Origin of the sequence: Cribrihabitans pelagius, from assembly GCF_048820915.1 — a bacterium.
GTDB classification, from domain to species: Bacteria; Pseudomonadota; Alphaproteobacteria; order Rhodobacterales; family Rhodobacteraceae; genus Cribrihabitans_A; species Cribrihabitans_A pelagius.
In genome coordinates this window covers 72,502-88,637 of sequence record NZ_JBMERR010000007.1, presented here as the reverse complement: position 1 = coordinate 88,637, position 16,136 = coordinate 72,502, and the positions used below count along the sequence as shown (strand labels likewise).

Annotated in this window: 17 protein-coding genes; 9 read left to right on the top strand and 8 right to left on the bottom strand. The window is 67.8% G+C overall.

Annotated elements, in window-relative coordinates; translation table 11 throughout:
• The first annotated feature begins 20 nt into the window (after window positions 1-20).
• Both rnhA and ACOHX0_RS08105 read left to right on the top strand, forming a co-directional pair.
• A complete protein-coding gene (gene rnhA, locus ACOHX0_RS08110) occupies window positions 21-485 on the top strand; it encodes a ribonuclease HI (protein ID WP_420676178.1) in 465 nt (154 codons plus the stop codon).
• A gap of 28 nt (window positions 486-513) precedes the next feature.
• The gene (locus ACOHX0_RS08105; RefSeq protein WP_420676177.1) at window positions 514-1,137 is read left to right on the top strand and encodes a trimeric intracellular cation channel family protein; all 624 of its coding nucleotides are present in this window, start codon (window positions 514-516) and stop codon (window positions 1,135-1,137) included.
• Window positions 1,138-1,152: 15 nt separating this feature from the next.
• Here ACOHX0_RS08105 and ACOHX0_RS08100 read toward each other — a convergent pair whose 3' ends face one another.
• The 4 genes from ACOHX0_RS08100 to def (ACOHX0_RS08085) all read right to left on the bottom strand — a co-directional run bounded on the left by ACOHX0_RS08100 (window position 1,153) and on the right by def (ACOHX0_RS08085) (window position 3,559).
• Window positions 1,153-1,389 carry a GlsB/YeaQ/YmgE family stress response membrane protein gene (locus tag ACOHX0_RS08100; RefSeq protein ID WP_420676176.1) on the bottom strand — a complete coding sequence of 79 codons (237 nt, stop codon included), beginning with the start codon at window positions 1,387-1,389 and terminating at the stop codon, window positions 1,153-1,155.
• A gap of 47 nt (window positions 1,390-1,436) precedes the next feature.
• Window positions 1,437-2,342 (bottom strand): methionyl-tRNA formyltransferase, encoded by a 906-nt coding sequence (gene fmt, locus ACOHX0_RS08095; protein ID WP_420676292.1) that lies wholly within the window; start codon window positions 2,340-2,342, stop codon window positions 1,437-1,439.
• A 172-nt stretch (window positions 2,343-2,514) separates the two neighbouring features.
• Window positions 2,515-3,012 (bottom strand): peptide deformylase, encoded by a 498-nt coding sequence (def, locus tag ACOHX0_RS08090; RefSeq protein WP_420676175.1) that lies wholly within the window; start codon window positions 3,010-3,012, stop codon window positions 2,515-2,517.
• Between the two features lie 28 nt (window positions 3,013-3,040).
• The gene (def, locus tag ACOHX0_RS08085; RefSeq protein ID WP_420676174.1) at window positions 3,041-3,559 is read right to left on the bottom strand and encodes a peptide deformylase; all 519 of its coding nucleotides are present in this window, start codon (window positions 3,557-3,559) and stop codon (window positions 3,041-3,043) included.
• Window positions 3,560-3,657: 98 nt separating this feature from the next.
• Between def (ACOHX0_RS08085) and ACOHX0_RS08080 the strand changes: the two genes are divergently transcribed.
• Entirely contained in the window at window positions 3,658-4,830 is a 1,173-nt protein-coding gene (locus ACOHX0_RS08080; protein ID WP_420676173.1) for a MalY/PatB family protein, read from the top strand.
• A 2-nt stretch (window positions 4,831-4,832) separates the two neighbouring features.
• Complete coding sequence (locus tag ACOHX0_RS08075) at window positions 4,833-5,360, top strand: L,D-transpeptidase family protein (protein ID WP_420676172.1); 528 nt, start codon at window positions 4,833-4,835, stop codon at window positions 5,358-5,360.
• Between the two features lie 615 nt (window positions 5,361-5,975).
• On the opposite strand, the gene ACOHX0_RS08070 is transcribed toward ACOHX0_RS08075, so the two are convergent.
• Window positions 5,976-6,344: a hypothetical protein gene (locus ACOHX0_RS08070; RefSeq protein ID WP_420676171.1), complete on the bottom strand. Its 369-nt coding sequence runs from the start codon at window positions 6,342-6,344 to the stop codon at window positions 5,976-5,978.
• Between the two features lie 220 nt (window positions 6,345-6,564).
• Here ACOHX0_RS08070 and ACOHX0_RS08065 point away from each other — a divergent pair, with 220 nt between their 5' ends.
• From ACOHX0_RS08065 to ACOHX0_RS08050, 4 genes are all read left to right on the top strand, one after another.
• A complete protein-coding gene (locus ACOHX0_RS08065; protein ID WP_420676170.1) occupies window positions 6,565-7,539 on the top strand; it encodes a glutathione S-transferase family protein in 975 nt (324 codons plus the stop codon).
• Between the two features lie 175 nt (window positions 7,540-7,714).
• Window positions 7,715-8,677, top strand: a complete 963-nt coding sequence (gene cobD, locus ACOHX0_RS08060) for a threonine-phosphate decarboxylase CobD (RefSeq protein WP_420676169.1) — start codon at window positions 7,715-7,717, stop codon at window positions 8,675-8,677.
• Window positions 8,674-9,585 carry an adenosylcobinamide-phosphate synthase CbiB gene (gene cbiB / locus ACOHX0_RS08055; RefSeq protein ID WP_420676168.1) on the top strand — a complete coding sequence of 304 codons (912 nt, stop codon included), beginning with the start codon at window positions 8,674-8,676 and terminating at the stop codon, window positions 9,583-9,585. The genes cobD and cbiB overlap by 4 nt, the downstream gene beginning before the upstream one ends.
• Before the next feature lie 45 nt (window positions 9,586-9,630).
• Window positions 9,631-10,800 carry a lytic murein transglycosylase gene (locus tag ACOHX0_RS08050; RefSeq protein ID WP_420676167.1) on the top strand — a complete coding sequence of 390 codons (1,170 nt, stop codon included), beginning with the start codon at window positions 9,631-9,633 and terminating at the stop codon, window positions 10,798-10,800.
• A 69-nt stretch (window positions 10,801-10,869) separates the two neighbouring features.
• On the opposite strand, the gene ACOHX0_RS08045 is transcribed toward ACOHX0_RS08050, so the two are convergent.
• The 3 genes from ACOHX0_RS08045 to ACOHX0_RS08035 all read right to left on the bottom strand — a co-directional run bounded on the left by ACOHX0_RS08045 (window position 10,870) and on the right by ACOHX0_RS08035 (window position 15,022).
• Window positions 10,870-11,025: a hypothetical protein gene (locus ACOHX0_RS08045; protein ID WP_420676166.1), complete on the bottom strand. Its 156-nt coding sequence runs from the start codon at window positions 11,023-11,025 to the stop codon at window positions 10,870-10,872.
• A gap of 108 nt (window positions 11,026-11,133) precedes the next feature.
• Window positions 11,134-11,490: a hypothetical protein gene (locus ACOHX0_RS08040; protein WP_420676165.1), complete on the bottom strand. Its 357-nt coding sequence runs from the start codon at window positions 11,488-11,490 to the stop codon at window positions 11,134-11,136.
• 76 nt (window positions 11,491-11,566) lie between these two features.
• The gene (locus tag ACOHX0_RS08035; RefSeq protein ID WP_420676164.1) at window positions 11,567-15,022 is read right to left on the bottom strand and encodes a chromosome segregation SMC family protein; all 3,456 of its coding nucleotides are present in this window, start codon (window positions 15,020-15,022) and stop codon (window positions 11,567-11,569) included.
• Between the two features lie 261 nt (window positions 15,023-15,283).
• Between ACOHX0_RS08035 and ACOHX0_RS08030 the strand changes: the two genes are divergently transcribed.
• Window positions 15,284-16,054 carry a FadR/GntR family transcriptional regulator gene (locus ACOHX0_RS08030; RefSeq protein ID WP_420676163.1) on the top strand — a complete coding sequence of 257 codons (771 nt, stop codon included), beginning with the start codon at window positions 15,284-15,286 and terminating at the stop codon, window positions 16,052-16,054.
• The last annotated feature ends 82 nt before the right edge of the window (window positions 16,055-16,136 follow it).

The following is a 16,136-nucleotide window of genomic DNA, read 5'->3' as shown; positions in this document are numbered from 1 at the left end:
CAGCGGTGTAGGGAGCGGCCATGACTGATTTGTTTGCATATACCGATGGTGCCTGCTCCGGGAATCCCGGCCCCGGCGGCTGGGGCGTGCTGCTGCGCGCGATGGACGGGGACACCGTGGTGAAGGAGCGCGAGCTTCAGGGCGGCGAGGCCGAAACCACCAACAACCGGATGGAGCTTCTGGCCGCGATCAACGCGCTGGAAAGCCTGGCGCGGCCCTCGAAGATCACCGTGGTGACCGATTCGGCCTATGTGAAGAACGGCGTCACCGGCTGGATCTTCGGCTGGAAGAAGAACGGCTGGAAGACCGCCGCCAAGAAGCCGGTTAAGAACGTCGAGCTCTGGCAGCGGCTGGACGAAGCGCAGAGCCGCCACCAGGTGACCTGGGAATGGGTCAAGGGCCACGCAGGCCACCCCGAGAACGAGCGCGCGGATGAGCTGGCCCGCGCTGGCATGGCCCCCTTCAAGAAGGCCCGGCCCAAGTGATGAGCGGCCTGCGCCGGGGCGGTTGCGCATGAGCGTGCTTACCTTGCTCGACTACGCCTCGGTGCTGGTCTTTGCGCTGACCGGCGCGCTTGTGGCAAGCCGGGCGCAGCTGGATATCGTCGGCTTTGCCTTTGTCGCCTGCCTCACCGCGGTGGGCGGCGGCACCGTGCGCGACCTGCTTCTGGACCGCGACCCGGTGTTCTGGATCGGCGATCCCAACTACATCCTGCTTGCGGCGCTGGCGGCGGTGGCGGTGTTCTTCTCCGCGCACCTGGTCGAAAGCCGCCTGCGCTGGGTGGTCTGGCTCGACAGCTTCGCGCTGGCGGTTGCCGTGCCCGCGGGCACCGGCGCGGCACTTGCGCTGGGAAAGGGCCCGGTAATCGTGGTGCTGATGGGCATGGCGACCGGCTCGCTCGGCGGGCTGATGCGCGATGTGGTCTGCAACGAGGTGCCGCTGGTGCTGAAACAGGGCGAGCTCTACATCACCTGCGCCATGGCGGGGGCGATCACCGCCGTCGTTGCGATCTGGGCCGGGGTGGAGCTGCGCTTAGCGCTCCTGGCCTGCGCCGGTGTCTGCTGGACGCTGAGGGCCGGGTCGATCACCTTTGGCTGGCACCTGCCGGTCTACAAGAGCCGCCCGCCGCGCAGCTGACCCCTGCCGGCGGCGCTAGCGCTGGACATAGCGCTGCCACAGCCAGATCAGCGCCAGCGCGCCCAGAAGCGCACCCAGGAAGCCGGAGGCAAACCCCAGCACTGCCAGCAGCGCGCGCAGGATGAGCCCGCCGATCAGCGCGCCTGCCATGCCGATTACGACGGTGGTAATGATATCGGTTTCCACCCGCATCAGCCGGGTCGCGAGGAACCCCGCCGCAGCGCCGATGATGACAAGCGCGATAATGGACATGCTGCCTCCACATTCCGGTCAGAGAGCTGCGGTCACAGACCCCGGGGTTACAGGCGGCTGCCCTTCTCCACCGGGAAGCCGCGCAGGAAGATCTCCCGGTCCTGCGCGCTCTTGCCCGCCCGCTGCAAACGCAGCAGGGTGACGGCGCCGCTGCCGCAAGCCACGGTGAGGGCGCCGTCCAGAACCTCTCCCGGCTCACCCTGCCCCTCTGCAAGCCGCGAAGCCAGAAGTTTCACCCGCTGGCCGCCGATCTCGCACCAGGCGCCGGGGAAAGGCGACAGCCCCCGGATCTGGCGGTCGGCCTCTTCGGCCGGGCGGGTCCAGTCGATCTGCGCCTCGGACTTGCCGATCTTCTCGGCATAGGTGACGCCTTCAGAGGGCTGCGCCGCGGCCGTCAGCTCCGGCAGGCGCTCCAAGGCGTCCACGATCAGCCGCGCGCCCATGGCTGACAGCCGGTCATGCAGCTCCGCCGTGGTTTCCTCCGCCCCGATCGGGGTGGCCTCGCGCAGAAGCACCGGCCCGGTGTCGAGCCCGGCCTCCATCTGCATGATGCAGACGCCGGTCTCCTCGTCGCCCGCCATGATGGCGCGATGGATCGGCGCCGCGCCGCGCCAGCGCGGCAGCAGGCTGGCGTGAATATTCAGGCAGCCGTGACGGGGCGCATCCAGCACAGGCTGCGGCAGGATCAGACCATAGGCCACCACCACCGCCACATCGGCGTCAAGCGCGGCAAACGCTTCCTGCTCCGCCGCGCCCTTCAGCGAGTCCGGGTGCCGCACCTCCAGCCCCAGGGCCGCGGCGCGAGCGTGGACGGCGGTTGGACGGTCTCTCTTGCCGCGGCCCGCAGGCCGGGGGGGCTGACAGTAGACGGCGGCAATCTCGTGCCCTGCGTCCACCAGCGCATCCAGCACCGGCACCGAGAAATCAGGCGTTCCCATGAAGATGATGCGCATGTCGTTATATCCCTCCTGCGGCTTCATATCCGGCTCATCGCCGGGCAAGGTCGAAACTCCCGCTGTTGCGCGCAAAGGGCTGCGCAGGCCCGCGGGGTGGCGCAATCGCGCCGCCCCATGGGGGCGGGCCGGCGCGGCCCGGCTTGCAGCCGGGCGGGGCTTGATCCAGCGGTCAGCCGTTCAGTTTCTTTGCCTTCCGGATCAGCATGTCGCGCTTCACCTTGCTGAGGCGGTCGAAATACATCCGGCCGTTCAGATGGTCGATCTGATGCTGCACCGAGGTCGCCTCGATGCCGACGAAATCGCGCCGGTCCACCATGCCCTGATCGTTCAGGTAACGCACGGTGACGGCCCGCGGGCGTTTCACCTTGGCCGAGACTCCGGGCAAGTTGGGGCTGGCTTCTTCGTGTTCGCGCAGCTCGACCGAGGCGTGCAGGATCTCCGGATTGGCAAGCCGCACCGCGCGGCCGCGCTCGGAGGAGCCGTCCACCACCGCCAGCCGCAGCATCACCCCGATCTGAGTGGCGGCAAGGCCGACGCCGGGCATCGCCTCCATCGTGTCGATCATGTCATCCCAGATCGCGCGGATCTCGTCGGTGATCCCGGTCACTTCCTCGGCCTTCGCGCGCAGGCGCTTGTCGGGCCAGGGCAGGCAGGTGCGGACGGTCATAGGTGTAATGTCCCCAAAGGTGCGGGCCTCAGGCCCGAGCGCGCTCGCGCTTGAGCTTCTGCATCTTGCGGGTGATCATCTGCCGCTTCAGCGGTTTCAGATAGTCGATGAACAGCTTGCCGTTCAGGTGGTCGATCTCGTGCTGCACGCAGGTCGCCCAGAGCCCGTCGAAGGTCTCACGCTGCGCGTTGCCGTCGCGGTCCATCCACTCCACTTCCACCACCTTGGGGCGGGTCACCTCGGCGTATTGGTCGGGGATCGACAGGCAGCCTTCCTCGTAGACGCTGGTATCGTCCGAGGCCGACAGGATCTGCGGGTTGAACATCACCAAGGGGCGCGGGTTGCCATCCTCTTCCTTCACGCAGTCCAGCACGATCAGCCGCTGCAGGATGCCGACCTGCGGCGCCGCCAGCCCGATGCCCGGCGCGGCATACATGGTTTCCAGCATGTCGTCCGCCAGCGCGCGCAATTCGTCGCTAAGGTCGGCCACCGGGACGCAGACCTTCTTCAGGCGGGGGTCGGGATGGATCAGGATCGGTCTTTTCATGACATTCATGTAAGCGATTGCCCCCGCCGCCGCAACGCCCCCTTGCGCAGGCCGGATTTGCCGATAGCTTCGCTGCCATGGACAGAGGAGATTGGCTTATGGATTTTGACGACCTCATCGACCGCCACGGCACCCATTGCCACAAGTGGGACCTGATGGAACCGGTTTACGGCGTGCCGGCAAGCGATGGTTTGGCGATGTGGGTTGCCGATACCGATTTCCGCGCCCCGGAAGCGGTGCGCAAACGCCTCCAGGAGATGCTGGACCACGGCGTCTTCGGCTATGTGAATGCCGACAAGCCCTACAAGGACGCGATCCGCTGGTGGATGCGCAACCGCCACGACTGGACGGTGGAGGCGGATGCGATCTTCACCACCACCGGGCTGGTCAACGGCGTCGGCATGTGCCTCGACACATTCACCCAGCCCGGCGACGGCATCGTGCTGTTCACGCCGGTCTACCATGCCTTTGCCCGGGTAATCCGCAACGCGGGCCGCGAGGTGGTGGAATGCCGGATGGTGAACAGCGATGGCCGCTACGAGCTGGATTTTGACGCCTATGACGCGCAGATGACCGGCAAGGAGAAGATGCTGATCCTGTGTTCGCCGCATAACCCCGGCGGCCGGGTCTGGACCCACGGAGAGCTGCAGGCGGTGGCCGATTTCGCCAAGCGCCACGACCTCTTGCTGCTGTCGGACGAGATTCACCACGATCTGGTCTTCCCGGGCCACACCCACATTCCGATGCAGATGGCCGCGCCGGAGATCACCGGCCGGCTGCTGATGCTGACCGCGCCGTCCAAGACCTTCAACATCGCGGGCCTGCACACCGGCCAGGTGATCATCCCCGACCCCGAGCTGCGCGGCCGCTTTGCCAAGCGGATGCAGGCGCTGTCGCTGGCGCCGAACTCGGTCGGGCAGTTCGCCACCGCCGCCGCCTATTCGCCCGAAGGTGCCGAATGGGTCGATGCGCAGGTCGCCTATCTCGCCGAGAACTGCAAGCTTTTCGACGCAGCGGTCAACGCCATCCCGGGGCTGAAGTCCATGCCGCTGGAGGCGACCTATCTAGCCTGGGTCGATTTCTCCGGCACTGGAATGGAGCGCAGCGAGTTCACCACGCGGGTCGAGCAGCAGGCGAAGATCGCGGTCAACCACGGCACCAGCTTCGGCACCGGCGGCGAGAGCTTTCTGCGCTTCAACCTCGGCACCCAGCGCGCCCGTGTGGAAGAGGCCTGCCGCCGCCTGGCGGACGCGTTCTCGGACCTGCAATAGCGGTGCGGCGTCTGCTGCGGCTCCTGGCGCTTGTGCTGCTGGCCGGCGCCGCCTGGGTGGCCTGGCAGGCGCTGGCGCCGCGGCCCGCGCCGCCGCCTGCCCCGGCGGTGGAGCGAATCGACCGGATCCTGATCGAGAAATCGGCCCGCCGCCTGACCGCCAGCCGCAACGGAGAGACGGTGCTGGAGTTTCCCATCGCCCTCGGGTTTGCGCCTGAGGGCGACAAGGCCCGGGAAGGGGACGGCAAGACGCCGGAAGGGCGCTTCAAGATCGACCGGCGCAACCACGGCAGCGCCTATCACCTGTCACTCGGTATCAACTATCCAAGGCCCCAGGACCGTGCCCGTGCCCGCGCCGCCGGCGTCAGCCCCGGCGGCGACATCTTCATCCACGGCCAGCCGAATGCGTTGGGCAGCCTCGTGACCCTGCCGGGCGACTGGACGGCCGGCTGCATCGCCGTCAGCAACACTCAGATGGAGACACTCTGGCGGCTGGCACAGATCGGCACCGAGGTGGAAATCCGGCCCTGAGCCGACAGGCCTGCGCGGGGCCGGCGCACCACACATAGCGCGGCGCCTCTGCCCAAGCATTCAAAAGAAAGAAGTACCCGAAAACTGTGCCGGACCCTATGCGAACCGGTTCGCCATCACCCCAGGCGGCAAACCGCGCCTCGACGGCGCGCGGTGGCGCGGGGGTGCTCAGAAAGGGTGTATCCGGTAGTTTATCGCGGCCAATTCCTTACCCTGCTGATGGGAGCGCCCAGCCTTTGCCAACCCGCCGCCGCGATGCGCGGCGGCCTGGCGGCCCTTTCCGGCCCTGGCGGACACTCGGGTGAGGGCCCCCGGCCAATGCCGAAAGAGTTTTCGCCAAGAACGCGATTTCCTTCGCGCGCAAGCTTACCAACAGGTTCCATGGACGCGCACAAAGAGATATACATCTGCCACGGCCCCAATTGCCCGGGCGCTGCGGCCGCTCCTCTTGCCAGTCACTCGCAGCCCTCCTCTGCGGTTCAAATTGCCGCCAGCGGTCAAGCAAGCCCGCAAGGCGTTTCCACACGCCTTGACGCGGCTTTCAAGCCGCGTTGAAGCCGCTTGCAAGCGGCTTCAACCCCGGTATGCGGTCAAAGCTTCCCACGGCAGCCGGTGTCAGATCAGTCCCTGCGACCGGTCGAAGGGGATCAGCCCGGCCGGCGCATCCGGCGATTTGCAGAAATCCAGCGGCGGCTGGTCCGAGGCAAGCGTGGCGCGCTTGAACTCATAGCGCATCTCGCCGCCCTCCTCTTCGCTGGCGACGATCAGGCACTGGGACAGCTGCCGCGCGCCGTCGTAAAGATCCACCCGCCCGCGCAGCGCCGGGGCGCTGCCTGCGGCGACGGAAAAGCCGGTCTTCCACATCCGCAGCACCGGCACGGTGTCCTCACCTGCCATCACACGCAGGCGGCTTTTTCTGCGCATCCCCGCCTCTCGGGCGGCATCGAGGGCGTCTTGCACGGCTTTCGGCACATAGGTGTTCATCAGTCCAGTCTTCCCGTCCCAGGGGTTGTGAAATGGCGTCCTCTTTAGGGTGCGCCGCAAATGGATAAAATCAAGTGAACTTTTTAAGAAGCGGCAGCTCCGAAGCGGCCCGGCGCAGGGATGTGCAGGCACGCAGGCCGCCTGCGCGCAGCCTCGCATGGGCGCGCCAGGCCCGCACCCCTATGTTCAGGACAAGACAGCAACATGGGGAGCACGGGCAATGGGCCTTCTGATCGACGGCAAATGGCACGACAAATGGTATGACACCGCCTCCACCGGCGGCGCCTTCAAACGCAAGGAATCGCATTTCCGCAACTGGGTCACCGCCGACGGCAGCGCGGGGCCCTCCGGCGAGGGCGGCTTCAAGGCCGAAAGCGGCCGTTACCACCTCTATGTCTCGCTGGCCTGCCCCTGGGCGCACCGGACGCTGATCTTCCGCAAGCTGAAAGCGCTGGAGGAGCATATCTCCGTCTCGGTGGTGCATCCCGACATGCTGGGCGAAGGCTGGACCTTCAAGACCGACGAGCACGGCGCCACCGGCGACCATTTGTTCGGCAAGACCCATATGCACCAGATCTACACCCAAGCAGAGCCGGACTACACCGGCCGCGTCACCGTGCCCGTGCTCTGGGACAAGCAGCGCGGCACCATTGTCTCCAACGAGAGCGCCGAGATCATCCGCATGTTCAACAGCGCCTTCGACGCGATCACCGGCAACCGCGACGACTACTGGCCTGAGGCGCTGCGGGAGCCGATCGAGACCGTAAACGCACGCATCTACAGCACGGTGAACAACGGCGTCTACAAGTGCGGCTTTGCCACCTCGCAGGAGGCTTATGACGAGGCCGTCGGCCCCCTGTTTGAAACTCTCGACTGGCTGGAAGACCTGCTGTCCGAGCACCGCTACCTGATGGGGGAACAGCTCACCGAGGCCGACTGGCGCCTGTTCACCACGCTATTGCGCTTCGATGCGGTCTACAACGTGCACTTCAAGTGCAACCGGGCCCGGCTGATCGACTACCCCAGCCTCTGGGCCTACGCGCGCGAGCTGTACCAAAGGCCGGGGGTGGCAGAGACCGTGGGCATGAATCACATAGTGCGCCATTACTACTACAGCCACGACACCATCAATCCGCACCGGATCATCCCGGTGAACCCGCGCCCGGACTGGACCGCGCCGCACGGCCGCGGCTAGGAGGCACCCCCGCCTGCGGCCTGCCGGGTCCGCCCCCTTCATCGCGTCCGCCGCGGCGGCCGCGATTTATGCCTCATTTTTGACCGCCGCCGCCGCCGCAGTTGCTTTATCAAACCGCATGTTTCATACGGCTGATAACCTGTTTCGATAGAGTAGTTCTGCCGCTAAGACCGCGATGCCTGAAACCGAGATCACAAATCCGCCCTCCGGGCGCGACCACGGCGGCAATCTGAGTGCGGCCATCGCGGCCTATGGCGGCCGCCCGGCGCGATGGATCGACCTCTCCACCGGCATCAACCCGCAGCCCTACCCGCTGCCTCATTTCACCGCTGCCGACTGGGCGGCGCTGCCGGATGCGGCAGCACTGCCGGACCTGGAGCGCGCCGCGCGCGCCTTCTGGAACGTCCCGCCGGGCGCCGCGGTGCTGGCGGCGCCCGGTGCCTCGGCGCTGATCGCGGCGCTGCCCGCGCTTGCGGCGCCGCGCTGGGTGCGGATCGCGCCGCCCACCTACAACGAACACGCCGCCGCCTTCGAGGCACACGGCTGGAAGACCCGCCGGGACGGCCCGGCGGAGGCGCTGGTGGCGGTGCACCCCAACAACCCCGATGGCCGCCTGTGGCAGCCTGGGGAACTGCAAGCGCCCTTCACCGTGATCGACGAAAGCTTCTGCGACACCTGCCCGAAGCAGAGCCTGATCGCGATGGCGGCCCGCCCCGGCGTGGTGGTGCTGAAAAGCTTCGGCAAGTTCTGGGGCCTTGCCGGACTGCGGCTGGGCTTTGCCATCGGAGACCCGGAGCTGATTGCGAAGCTCGCCGCGTGGCAGGGGCCCTGGGCGGTCTCCGGCCCTGCCTTGCGCACCGGGCGGCTGGCGCTGGAGGATCAGGCCTGGGCCGCGGAGACCCGCGCCCGGCTTGCTGGGGATGCCCGCCGGTTGGATGATCTGCTGACCCGTAAGGGCGCCCGCATTCTGGGCGGCACCGATCTGTTCCGGCTCTGCGAGGTGCCGGATGCCGCCGCCTGGCAGGACAGGCTGGCGGCGGCGCAGATCTGGAGCCGCATCTTCCCTTATTCCCGCACTTTTCTGCGGCTCGGCCTGCCGCCCGCCGATGGCTGGGACCGGCTGGAGGCCGCGCTATGAGTTCCGCGGGTGTGCTGATACTGGCCTTGCTGCTGGACGCCGCTCTGGGGGAGCCGCAATGGCTCTGGTCGCGGCTGCCGCACCCGGCGGTGCTGATAGGCCGCGCCGTGCGCGAGCTCGACCGCCGCCTGAACCATGGCAGCAACCGCCGCGCCAAGGGCGTTCTTGCCGCTCTGGCGCTGCTCGTCGGCGGGCTGCTGCTCGGCGCACTGCTCGCCCTGCCCGGCACGATCTTTGAAATCCTGATCGCCGCCATTCTGATCGCGCAGCGTTCCCTCACCGCGCATGTGCAGGCGGTCGCGGACGGCTTGCGCCAGAGCCTTGCCGCCGGGCGGGAGGCGGTCGCCATGATCGTCAGCCGCGACACCGGCCAGATGACCGCACCGCAAGTGGCGCGGTCTGCCATCGAAAGCGGCGCCGAGAACCTCTCCGACGGGGTCATCGCGCCTGCTTTCTGGTTCCTGGTTGCGGGGCTGCCGGGGCTGGTGGCCTACAAGCTGATCAACACCGCCGACAGCATGATCGGCTACCGCAACGCGCGCTATGAAGACTTCGGCTGGGCCGCGGCGCGGCTCGATGACCTGCTGAACCTGATCCCCGCGCGGCTCACCGGCTTTCTCATCGCGCTTGCGGGCGGGCAGCTCAGACACTGGCGCGCCATCGCCGGGAACGCCCGCAAGCACCGCTCCCCCAACGCCGGCTGGCCCGAGGCCGCGATGGCGCGCGCGCTCGACACCGCGCTGTCGGGGCCGCGCTCCTACGATGGTGAAATGCACACGTTCCCCTGGGTCCACGCCGGGGGCACCAAGAGCGCCAGTGCCGGGACTATTTCCCGCTCCGTCACGATGCTCTGGCGCAGCTGGGGCTTGGCTGTCCTTCTGCTGGTTGCTATCGCCGTGATTTTTTAGCACATAAGGCCCGGGGGGAGCGACATGACAAGGAACCCGGGACCCATGCGCCTATTGCCCTTCGCCCTCGCGGCCGGCCTGATGCCCGCCGCCCTGCAGGCCCAATGCGGCGGCGATTTCCAGAATTTCGTGCAGGCCCTGAAGGACGAGGCAGTGCTGGCCGGCTACGACGCCGCCACCATCCGCGGCTTCTTCGAAGGCACGCGCCAGGACCCGGAGGTGATCGAGGCCGACCGCAGCCAGGGCGTTTTCCAGAAACCCTTCCTCGAATTCTCCCGCCGGCTGATTTCCCGGCACCGCCTGCAGCGCGGCCGCCGCATGGCAGAGGAGCACGACCGCATCTTCCGCCGGATCGAGGCGGCCTATGGCATCAGCCGCGGCGTGCTGCTGGCCTTCTGGGCGTTCGAGACCGACTACGGCGGCTACCAGGGCGATTTCAACACCCGCGACGCGCTGGTCACCCTGGCGCATGACTGCCGCCGCCCGGAGCTGTTCCGCCCGCAGGTGCTGGCGGCGCTGGAACTGTACCGGCGGGGCAACTTCGACCCCGCCACCACCACCGGCGCCTGGGCGGGCGAGATCGGCATGGTGCAGATGCTGCCCGGCGACATCCTGAGCCATGGGGTGGATGCCGATGGCGACGGCCAGGTGAATCTGAAGGGCTCGGCCGCCGATGCGCTGATGTCGGCCGCCCGGATGCTGTCGCACCTGGGCTGGCGTCCGGGGGAGCCCTGGCTGCAGGAGGTCGTGCTGCCCGAGGGTTTTGATCCGGGCGAGAGCGGGATTCTGCACAAGAAACCGGTCTCCGTTTGGCAGCAGCTGGGTCTGCGCCCGCGCAGCGGCGCCCTGGCGGAACCCGAGATGAAAGCGGCGCTGCTCCTGCCGCAGGGGCACAAGGGCCCGGCCTTCCTCGCCTACCCCAACTTCGGCGTTTTCTTCGACTGGAACCAAAGCTTCACCTACGTGCTGACCGCCGCCTATTTCGCGACAAGGCTGGAGGGCGCCGGCGTCTACCAACCGGGCCGGCCGGAGCCGGGTCTCAGCGGCGCCGAGATGCGCGAGCTGCAGCAGAAGCTCCAGGCCCGCGGCCACAATGTCGGCGGCATCGACGGCATCCTCGGCGCGCGCACCCGCATGGCGGTCAAGAAGGAGCAGGAACGCCTCGGCCTGCCCGCCGACGCCTGGCCCACCCCGGGGTTGCTCGGCCAGCTCTAAAGCGTTGCCAGGTTTGCTTTTTGGCAAGATTTGGGGTATAGATCGGGTTCGAGAACGTGATCCAGTTCATCACTGAATCAAAGTGCCGGGTAGAGTGGCTTCTCTACCCGGCTTCTTATTCTGGACTTGGAGGTACTCCAGAACAAACTTCACGATGGAGACCGCCGGCGCAGCGGCTGACAGGATCACCATCCATTTCGAGAACGACTTTTGATCCAGGTTCATCACCTCCTCCCACCGCCAAGGTTGGCGGTGGCGCTATCGTGACGGGTTCTGGTTGAACATTGGTAAACTGGTTGCCCGAAAGTTAACCGCCGTGCGCGCTGTCGGCGGTCAGCGCCGCACCGGGAAGCGTTCGCCCTCCTCCGTGATCAGAATCATCCGTGCACCGTTGCGCACGTAGAGGTCGCAGCGCGAGAAACCATTGGTGAAATCCACGCAGACGCTTCCATCCGGCAGCAGGCGGTAAGTGCCCCAGGCAGTGCCGCCGCCGTTCTCTGCCGAATAGGTGTAGGAATAGGCACCCTCGGCGCCATAGCGCGACTCGCCGCCGTCATAGAACCGGAAAGACTGGCCCGGCAGCGCCGCGAGCTCAACCGCGCTGAGCGGCTGGTCCCCGGGTCTGAACTGCCAGTCGGCGGCCGCGGCGGGCAGCGGCGCCAGCAGCAGGGAAAGGAGCAAATGTCTCATGCGCCAAGCCTAGCCGCATCCGCCTCACCCCGCAGTCACGATCGGGTTATGCTTCCAACCCGCCCCCGCACGGCGTTCAGGCCACCAGCGCCTCAGCCTTCTTGAGGTCAACGGAGACCAGCTGGCTCACGCCCTGCTCCTGCATGGTGACACCGAACAGCCGGTCCATCCGCGCCATCGTCACCGCGTGGTGGGTGATAATCAGGAAGCGGGTGTCGGTCTGGCGGCACATCTCGTCCAACAGGTCGCAGAAGCGGGTGACGTTGGCGTCATCCAGCGGCGCATCGACCTCGTCCAGCACACAGATCGGCGCCGGGTTCGACAGGAACACCGCAAAGATCAGCGCCATCGCGGTGAGCGTCTGCTCGCCGCCAGACAGTAGCGACAGCGTCGACAGCTTCTTGCCCGGCGGCTGGCACATGATCTCCAGTCCCGCATCCAGCGGGTCGTCGCTCTCGACCATCACCAGATTGGCCTCGCCGCCGCCGAACAGATGGGTGAACAGCATGGCAAAGCTGTTGTTCACCTGCTCGAAAGCGGTCAGCAGCCGCTCGCGGCCTTCGCGGTTGAGGCTGGCGATGCCGTTGCGCAGCGCCTTCACTGCCTCTTCCAGGTCGCGCTTCTCGGCCACAAGCTGATCGTGCTCTTCCTGCACGCTGCGGGCGTCTTCCTCCGCACGCAGATTGACCGCGCCAAGCGCGTCGCGCTGGCGCTTGTAGCGATCCACGTCGTCTTCCAGCACCTTCAACGGCGGCATGTTGTCAGGCGACAGGCCAAGCTTTTCCAGGAGCGCCTGCGGCGTGATCTCCTGCGCCTCGATGATGCGGCCCGCGGCCTGGGTCACGCCATCGCGCGCCGCGTCGCAGCGCGCCTCCGAGCGGGCCCGCGTCTCGCGTGCCTCGGACGCCAGCCGCTCGCATTCGCGCTCGCCCTGAACCGTCTCGCGCAGCTCGCCTTCGGCCGCCACCAGCATCTCAGTGGCCGCCGATTTGCGGGCCCCGGCCTCGCGGATCGCCTCGTTCAGCTCTTCGCGCTTCTCCGCGATTCCGGCAGGGGCAGCGTTGGCACTCTCCAGCTCCTCCTGCGAGGCCTCGCGGCGCTCGGCCAGTTCCTCGATCCGCTGTTCGGCGCTTTCCAGCCGCAGACGCCAGCCAGAGAGCTCTTTAGTCACCTCCTGCGTGCGCTTGGTGCGGGCCTCGCCCTCGCGGCGCAGCTCGTCGTGCGAGGAGCGGTGCGTCAGCATGGTGATGCGCGCGGCCTCAACCGACTGCTTGATCTCTTCCGCCGCGGCGCGGGCCTCATCCAAGTCGCCAAGCTCCGCCAGCGCGGCCTCGGCTTCCTGAAGCTGTAGGCGGGCCGCTTCGGCGTCCTCGTCGTGGCGGGCGAGTGCAGCGGCCAGAGTTTCCAGCTTGCCCTCGGCGAGGTTGCGCGCGGCCTCGGCGCGGCTCAGCGCGCGGCCTGCATCAGCCACCCGCTGATCGGCCATGCGGCGGGCCTGACGGGCGTCCTGCCCGGCGCGCGTCGCGTCTTCCAGCTGGCGCAGCAGTGCCTCATGCGCGGCGCGGGCGGTTTCGGCGCGGGCTTCAGCTGCGGCCAGCTCCTGCCGCAACGCGTCCAGCCGGTTCTTCTGTTCCAGCCGCAGCGCAGCGGCGCTCGGCGCATCCCCGGCCCAGGCGCGGAAGCCGTCCCAGCGCCACAAATCGCCCGCGCGCGTGACTAGCCGCTGACCCGGCTGCAACTGTTTCTGCAAGGCCGGCGCGGCCTCTGCCTCGACCGTGCCGATCTGCCCCAGCCGCCGCGACAGCGCCGCGGGACCTTCCACATGCTGCAAGAGCGGCTCCGCCCCGGCGGGCAGCGCGGCCTCCGCGTCATAGCCCGGCAAGGCCAGCCAGCCGGTCGGCCCGTCCAGTTCGGCCAAGGGCGCGCGCAGGTCATCCGCCAGCGCGGCGCCAAGTGCCTTCTCGTACCCCGGCGCCACGGTGAGCGCATCCAGCACCTGGCCGTCCCCGGAGGTTTCCCGCTGCACCAGCTTCGCCAGCGCTGCAGCTTCCGAGCGCAGTGTGCCCAGCCCGCCTTCCGCCTCCGCACGCGCGGCGCGGGCTTCGGCTTCGCGGTCCTGGATCGCGCTGCGGGCCTCCTCGGCAGCGGCGAGCGCTTCCTCGGCCATCTCCGCGGCTTCGCGCGTCTCTTCCTCGGCTGCGACCGCGGTCTCGAAACCAGCCTCGGTCTCGGCCAAAGCCACCTGCGCCTCGCTCTGCGCAGCGCGCGCCCGTGCGGCCTCGGCTTCCGAGCGTTCCAGCGCGCGGCGGCTGTCGTCCAACGCGCGGCGGCCCGACTGGTGCCGCGCCGACAGACGGGCGGTTTCCTCCGTCACACGCGTCAGGTGTTCCTCGCGCTCTTCCAGCACCGCGGCTGCTTCACCCGCCAGTTCCCCGGCCTCCGCCAGACGCTCGTCCTGGCCGATGCCAGCGCGGGACAGCTCGCGCTGCTCCCATTCCAGCCGCTCGATGGTGTCGCCCGCGTCGCGGTTGAGGCCGGTTTCCCGCGCGATATCATTGCCCAGCTGCTCGATGCGCGCGCTTAGCCGTTCGATGATCTGGCGCGCCTGCGCCTCCTGCCCATCGAGCGAATCGCGCTGCACGGTCAGGCGCTGCAGCACCGCGGCCGCGATTGCCTCTTCCTCGCGCAGGGGCGGCAGGCGCTCTTCCACCGCGGCGCGGCTGGCGGCGGCGGCGCGCACCAGCGCTTCGGCCTTGGACGCCTGTTCGACCCGCAAGCGCAGCTCTTCCTCCGCGGTGAGCCGCGCCTCGTCCGCTTCGCGCCAGCGCCGGTAGAGCAGCATGCCCTCGGCCAGCCGCAGCTTCTCGCCGATCTCGCGGTAGCGCTGCGCCTGCCGCGCCTGCCGCGCCAGCGACGACAGCTGCCCCGCCAGCTGCTCGATCACGTCGTCGACGCGCAACAGGTTGGCCTCGGTGCTCTTCAGCTTCAGTTCGGCCTCGTGGCGGCGCTGGTACAGGCCCGAGATCCCCGCCGCATCCTCAAGAATACGCCGCCGCGCCTTGGGCTTGGCGTTGATCAGCTCGGCAATCTGCCCCTGCCGCACCAGCGCAGGTGAATGCGCGCCGGTCGAGGCATCGGCGAACAGCATCTGCACATCGCGCGCCCGCACGTCCTTGCCGTTCGATTTGTAGGCACTGCCGATGTCGCGGGTGATCCGGCGCACGATCTCGACCACGTCGCCGTCGTTGAAGCCGGCAGGCGCCAGACGGTCAGCATTGTCGATCTGCAGGCTCACCTCGGCAAAATTTCGCGCCGGCCGCGTCGACGTGCCCGCAAAGATCACGTCCTCCATGCCGCCGCCGCGCATCGCCTTGGCGCGGGTCTCGCCCATCACCCAGCGCAGCGCCTCCAGAAGATTGGACTTGCCGCAGCCATTGGGGCCGACCACGCCGGTCAGCCCGTCGGCGATCGCCAGTTCCGTGGGATCGATGAAGCTCTTGAAGCCGTTCAGCCTGAGTTTGGAAAACCGCAAAGCTGCCCCTTCGTGTTTCCGTGCCGTGAATTTTCACCGCTACCTAGCCGGCGTGTCAATGTGGTGCACCCCCAAATCGGGGTTTGGGCTCATGCAGCTCCACCATATCTTGGGGATAAATCGCCCCGTCGGCGGGGTTTTGCCGGTCAGCAGGCCCGGCGGTGCCCCCGCAGCCCTGCCCGCAGCCGCCTGGGCCCCGCGGTCTTGCAGCCGCGCCCGCGCCGTGGTCATATGTTTTGACCAATCCGCAAGAGCGCCCGCATGCCCTTCCAGAAAGTCCAGTCCGAGAAACTCTCCGCCGCGGTGGTGCGGCAGATCGAGCAGCTTATCCTGCGCGGCATCCTGTCACCCGGCGAGCGCCTGCCGGCCGAGCGCGAACTGGCCGAGCGGCTCGGCGTCTCCCGCCCCTCCCTGCGCGATGCCATCGGCGAGCTGCAGGGCCGCGGCCTCCTGGAGACGCGGGCGGGCTCCGGCGTCTTCGTGGCGGAGGTTCTGGGCAGCGCCTTCTCGCCGGCGCTGATCCAGCTCTTCGCCACCCATGAGGAGGCGGTCTCAGATTACCTCTCCTTCCGGCGCGACATGGAGGGGCTGGCGGCCGAGCGCGCCGCTAAGTTCGGCTCGGACTACGATCTGCGGGTGATCCAGACGATCTTCGACAAGATGGAAGCCGCGGGCAATCCGGCGGTGTCGGAGGAGGCCGCAAGGCTCGACGCAGAGTTCCACTCCGCGATCATGGACGCCAGCCACAACGTGATCATGCTGCACATGATGCGCTCGATGTTCGACCTGCTGCGCGAAGGCGTGTTCTACAACCGCCGCATCATGTTCCAGCAGCACACGACCTATGATGCGCTGTTGCAGCAGCACCGGGCCATCAACGCGGCCCTGCAGGCGCGCGACCCCAAGGCCGCCCGCGCCGCGGTGGAGGCGCATCTGGACTACGTGAAACAGGCACTGGCCGACCACCAGCGCGCCGAGCGCAACGCCGAAGTGGCCCGGCAGCGGCTGGAACACGAGACCCGGCGGGGCTGAGCCGCCGCTTTCACGAACCGCTGCCGGGCTTTTTGCGGGTGTTTACGCATTTCTCATAAATTTACGGAAAAACTGGCCTTCC

What these genes read in the sequence shown, in the direction of transcription:
- rnhA (WP_420676178.1), top strand. Translation starts at nt 21, where the DNA reads ATGACTGATTTGTTTGCATATACCGATGGTGCCTGCTCCGGGAATCCC.
- ACOHX0_RS08105 (WP_420676177.1), top strand. Translation starts at nt 514, where the DNA reads ATGAGCGTGCTTACCTTGCTCGACTACGCCTCGGTGCTGGTCTTTGCG.
- ACOHX0_RS08100 (WP_420676176.1), bottom strand. Translation starts at nt 1,389, where the DNA reads ATGTCCATTATCGCGCTTGTCATCATCGGCGCTGCGGCGGGGTTCCTC.
- fmt (WP_420676292.1), bottom strand. Translation starts at nt 2,342, where the DNA reads ATGCGCATCATCTTCATGGGAACGCCTGATTTCTCGGTGCCGGTGCTG.
- def (WP_420676175.1), bottom strand. Translation starts at nt 3,012, where the DNA reads ATGACCGTCCGCACCTGCCTGCCCTGGCCCGACAAGCGCCTGCGCGCG.
- def (WP_420676174.1), bottom strand. Translation starts at nt 3,559, where the DNA reads ATGAAAAGACCGATCCTGATCCATCCCGACCCCCGCCTGAAGAAGGTC.
- ACOHX0_RS08080 (WP_420676173.1), top strand. Translation starts at nt 3,658, where the DNA reads ATGGATTTTGACGACCTCATCGACCGCCACGGCACCCATTGCCACAAG.
- ACOHX0_RS08070 (WP_420676171.1), bottom strand. Translation starts at nt 6,344, where the DNA reads ATGAACACCTATGTGCCGAAAGCCGTGCAAGACGCCCTCGATGCCGCC.
- ACOHX0_RS08065 (WP_420676170.1), top strand. Translation starts at nt 6,565, where the DNA reads ATGGGCCTTCTGATCGACGGCAAATGGCACGACAAATGGTATGACACC.
- cobD (WP_420676169.1), top strand. Translation starts at nt 7,715, where the DNA reads ATGCCTGAAACCGAGATCACAAATCCGCCCTCCGGGCGCGACCACGGC.
- cbiB (WP_420676168.1), top strand. Translation starts at nt 8,674, where the DNA reads ATGAGTTCCGCGGGTGTGCTGATACTGGCCTTGCTGCTGGACGCCGCT.
- ACOHX0_RS08050 (WP_420676167.1), top strand. Translation starts at nt 9,631, where the DNA reads ATGCGCCTATTGCCCTTCGCCCTCGCGGCCGGCCTGATGCCCGCCGCC.
- ACOHX0_RS08045 (WP_420676166.1), bottom strand. Translation starts at nt 11,025, where the DNA reads ATGAACCTGGATCAAAAGTCGTTCTCGAAATGGATGGTGATCCTGTCA.
- ACOHX0_RS08040 (WP_420676165.1), bottom strand. Translation starts at nt 11,490, where the DNA reads ATGAGACATTTGCTCCTTTCCCTGCTGCTGGCGCCGCTGCCCGCCGCG.
- ACOHX0_RS08030 (WP_420676163.1), top strand. Translation starts at nt 15,284, where the DNA reads ATGCCCTTCCAGAAAGTCCAGTCCGAGAAACTCTCCGCCGCGGTGGTG.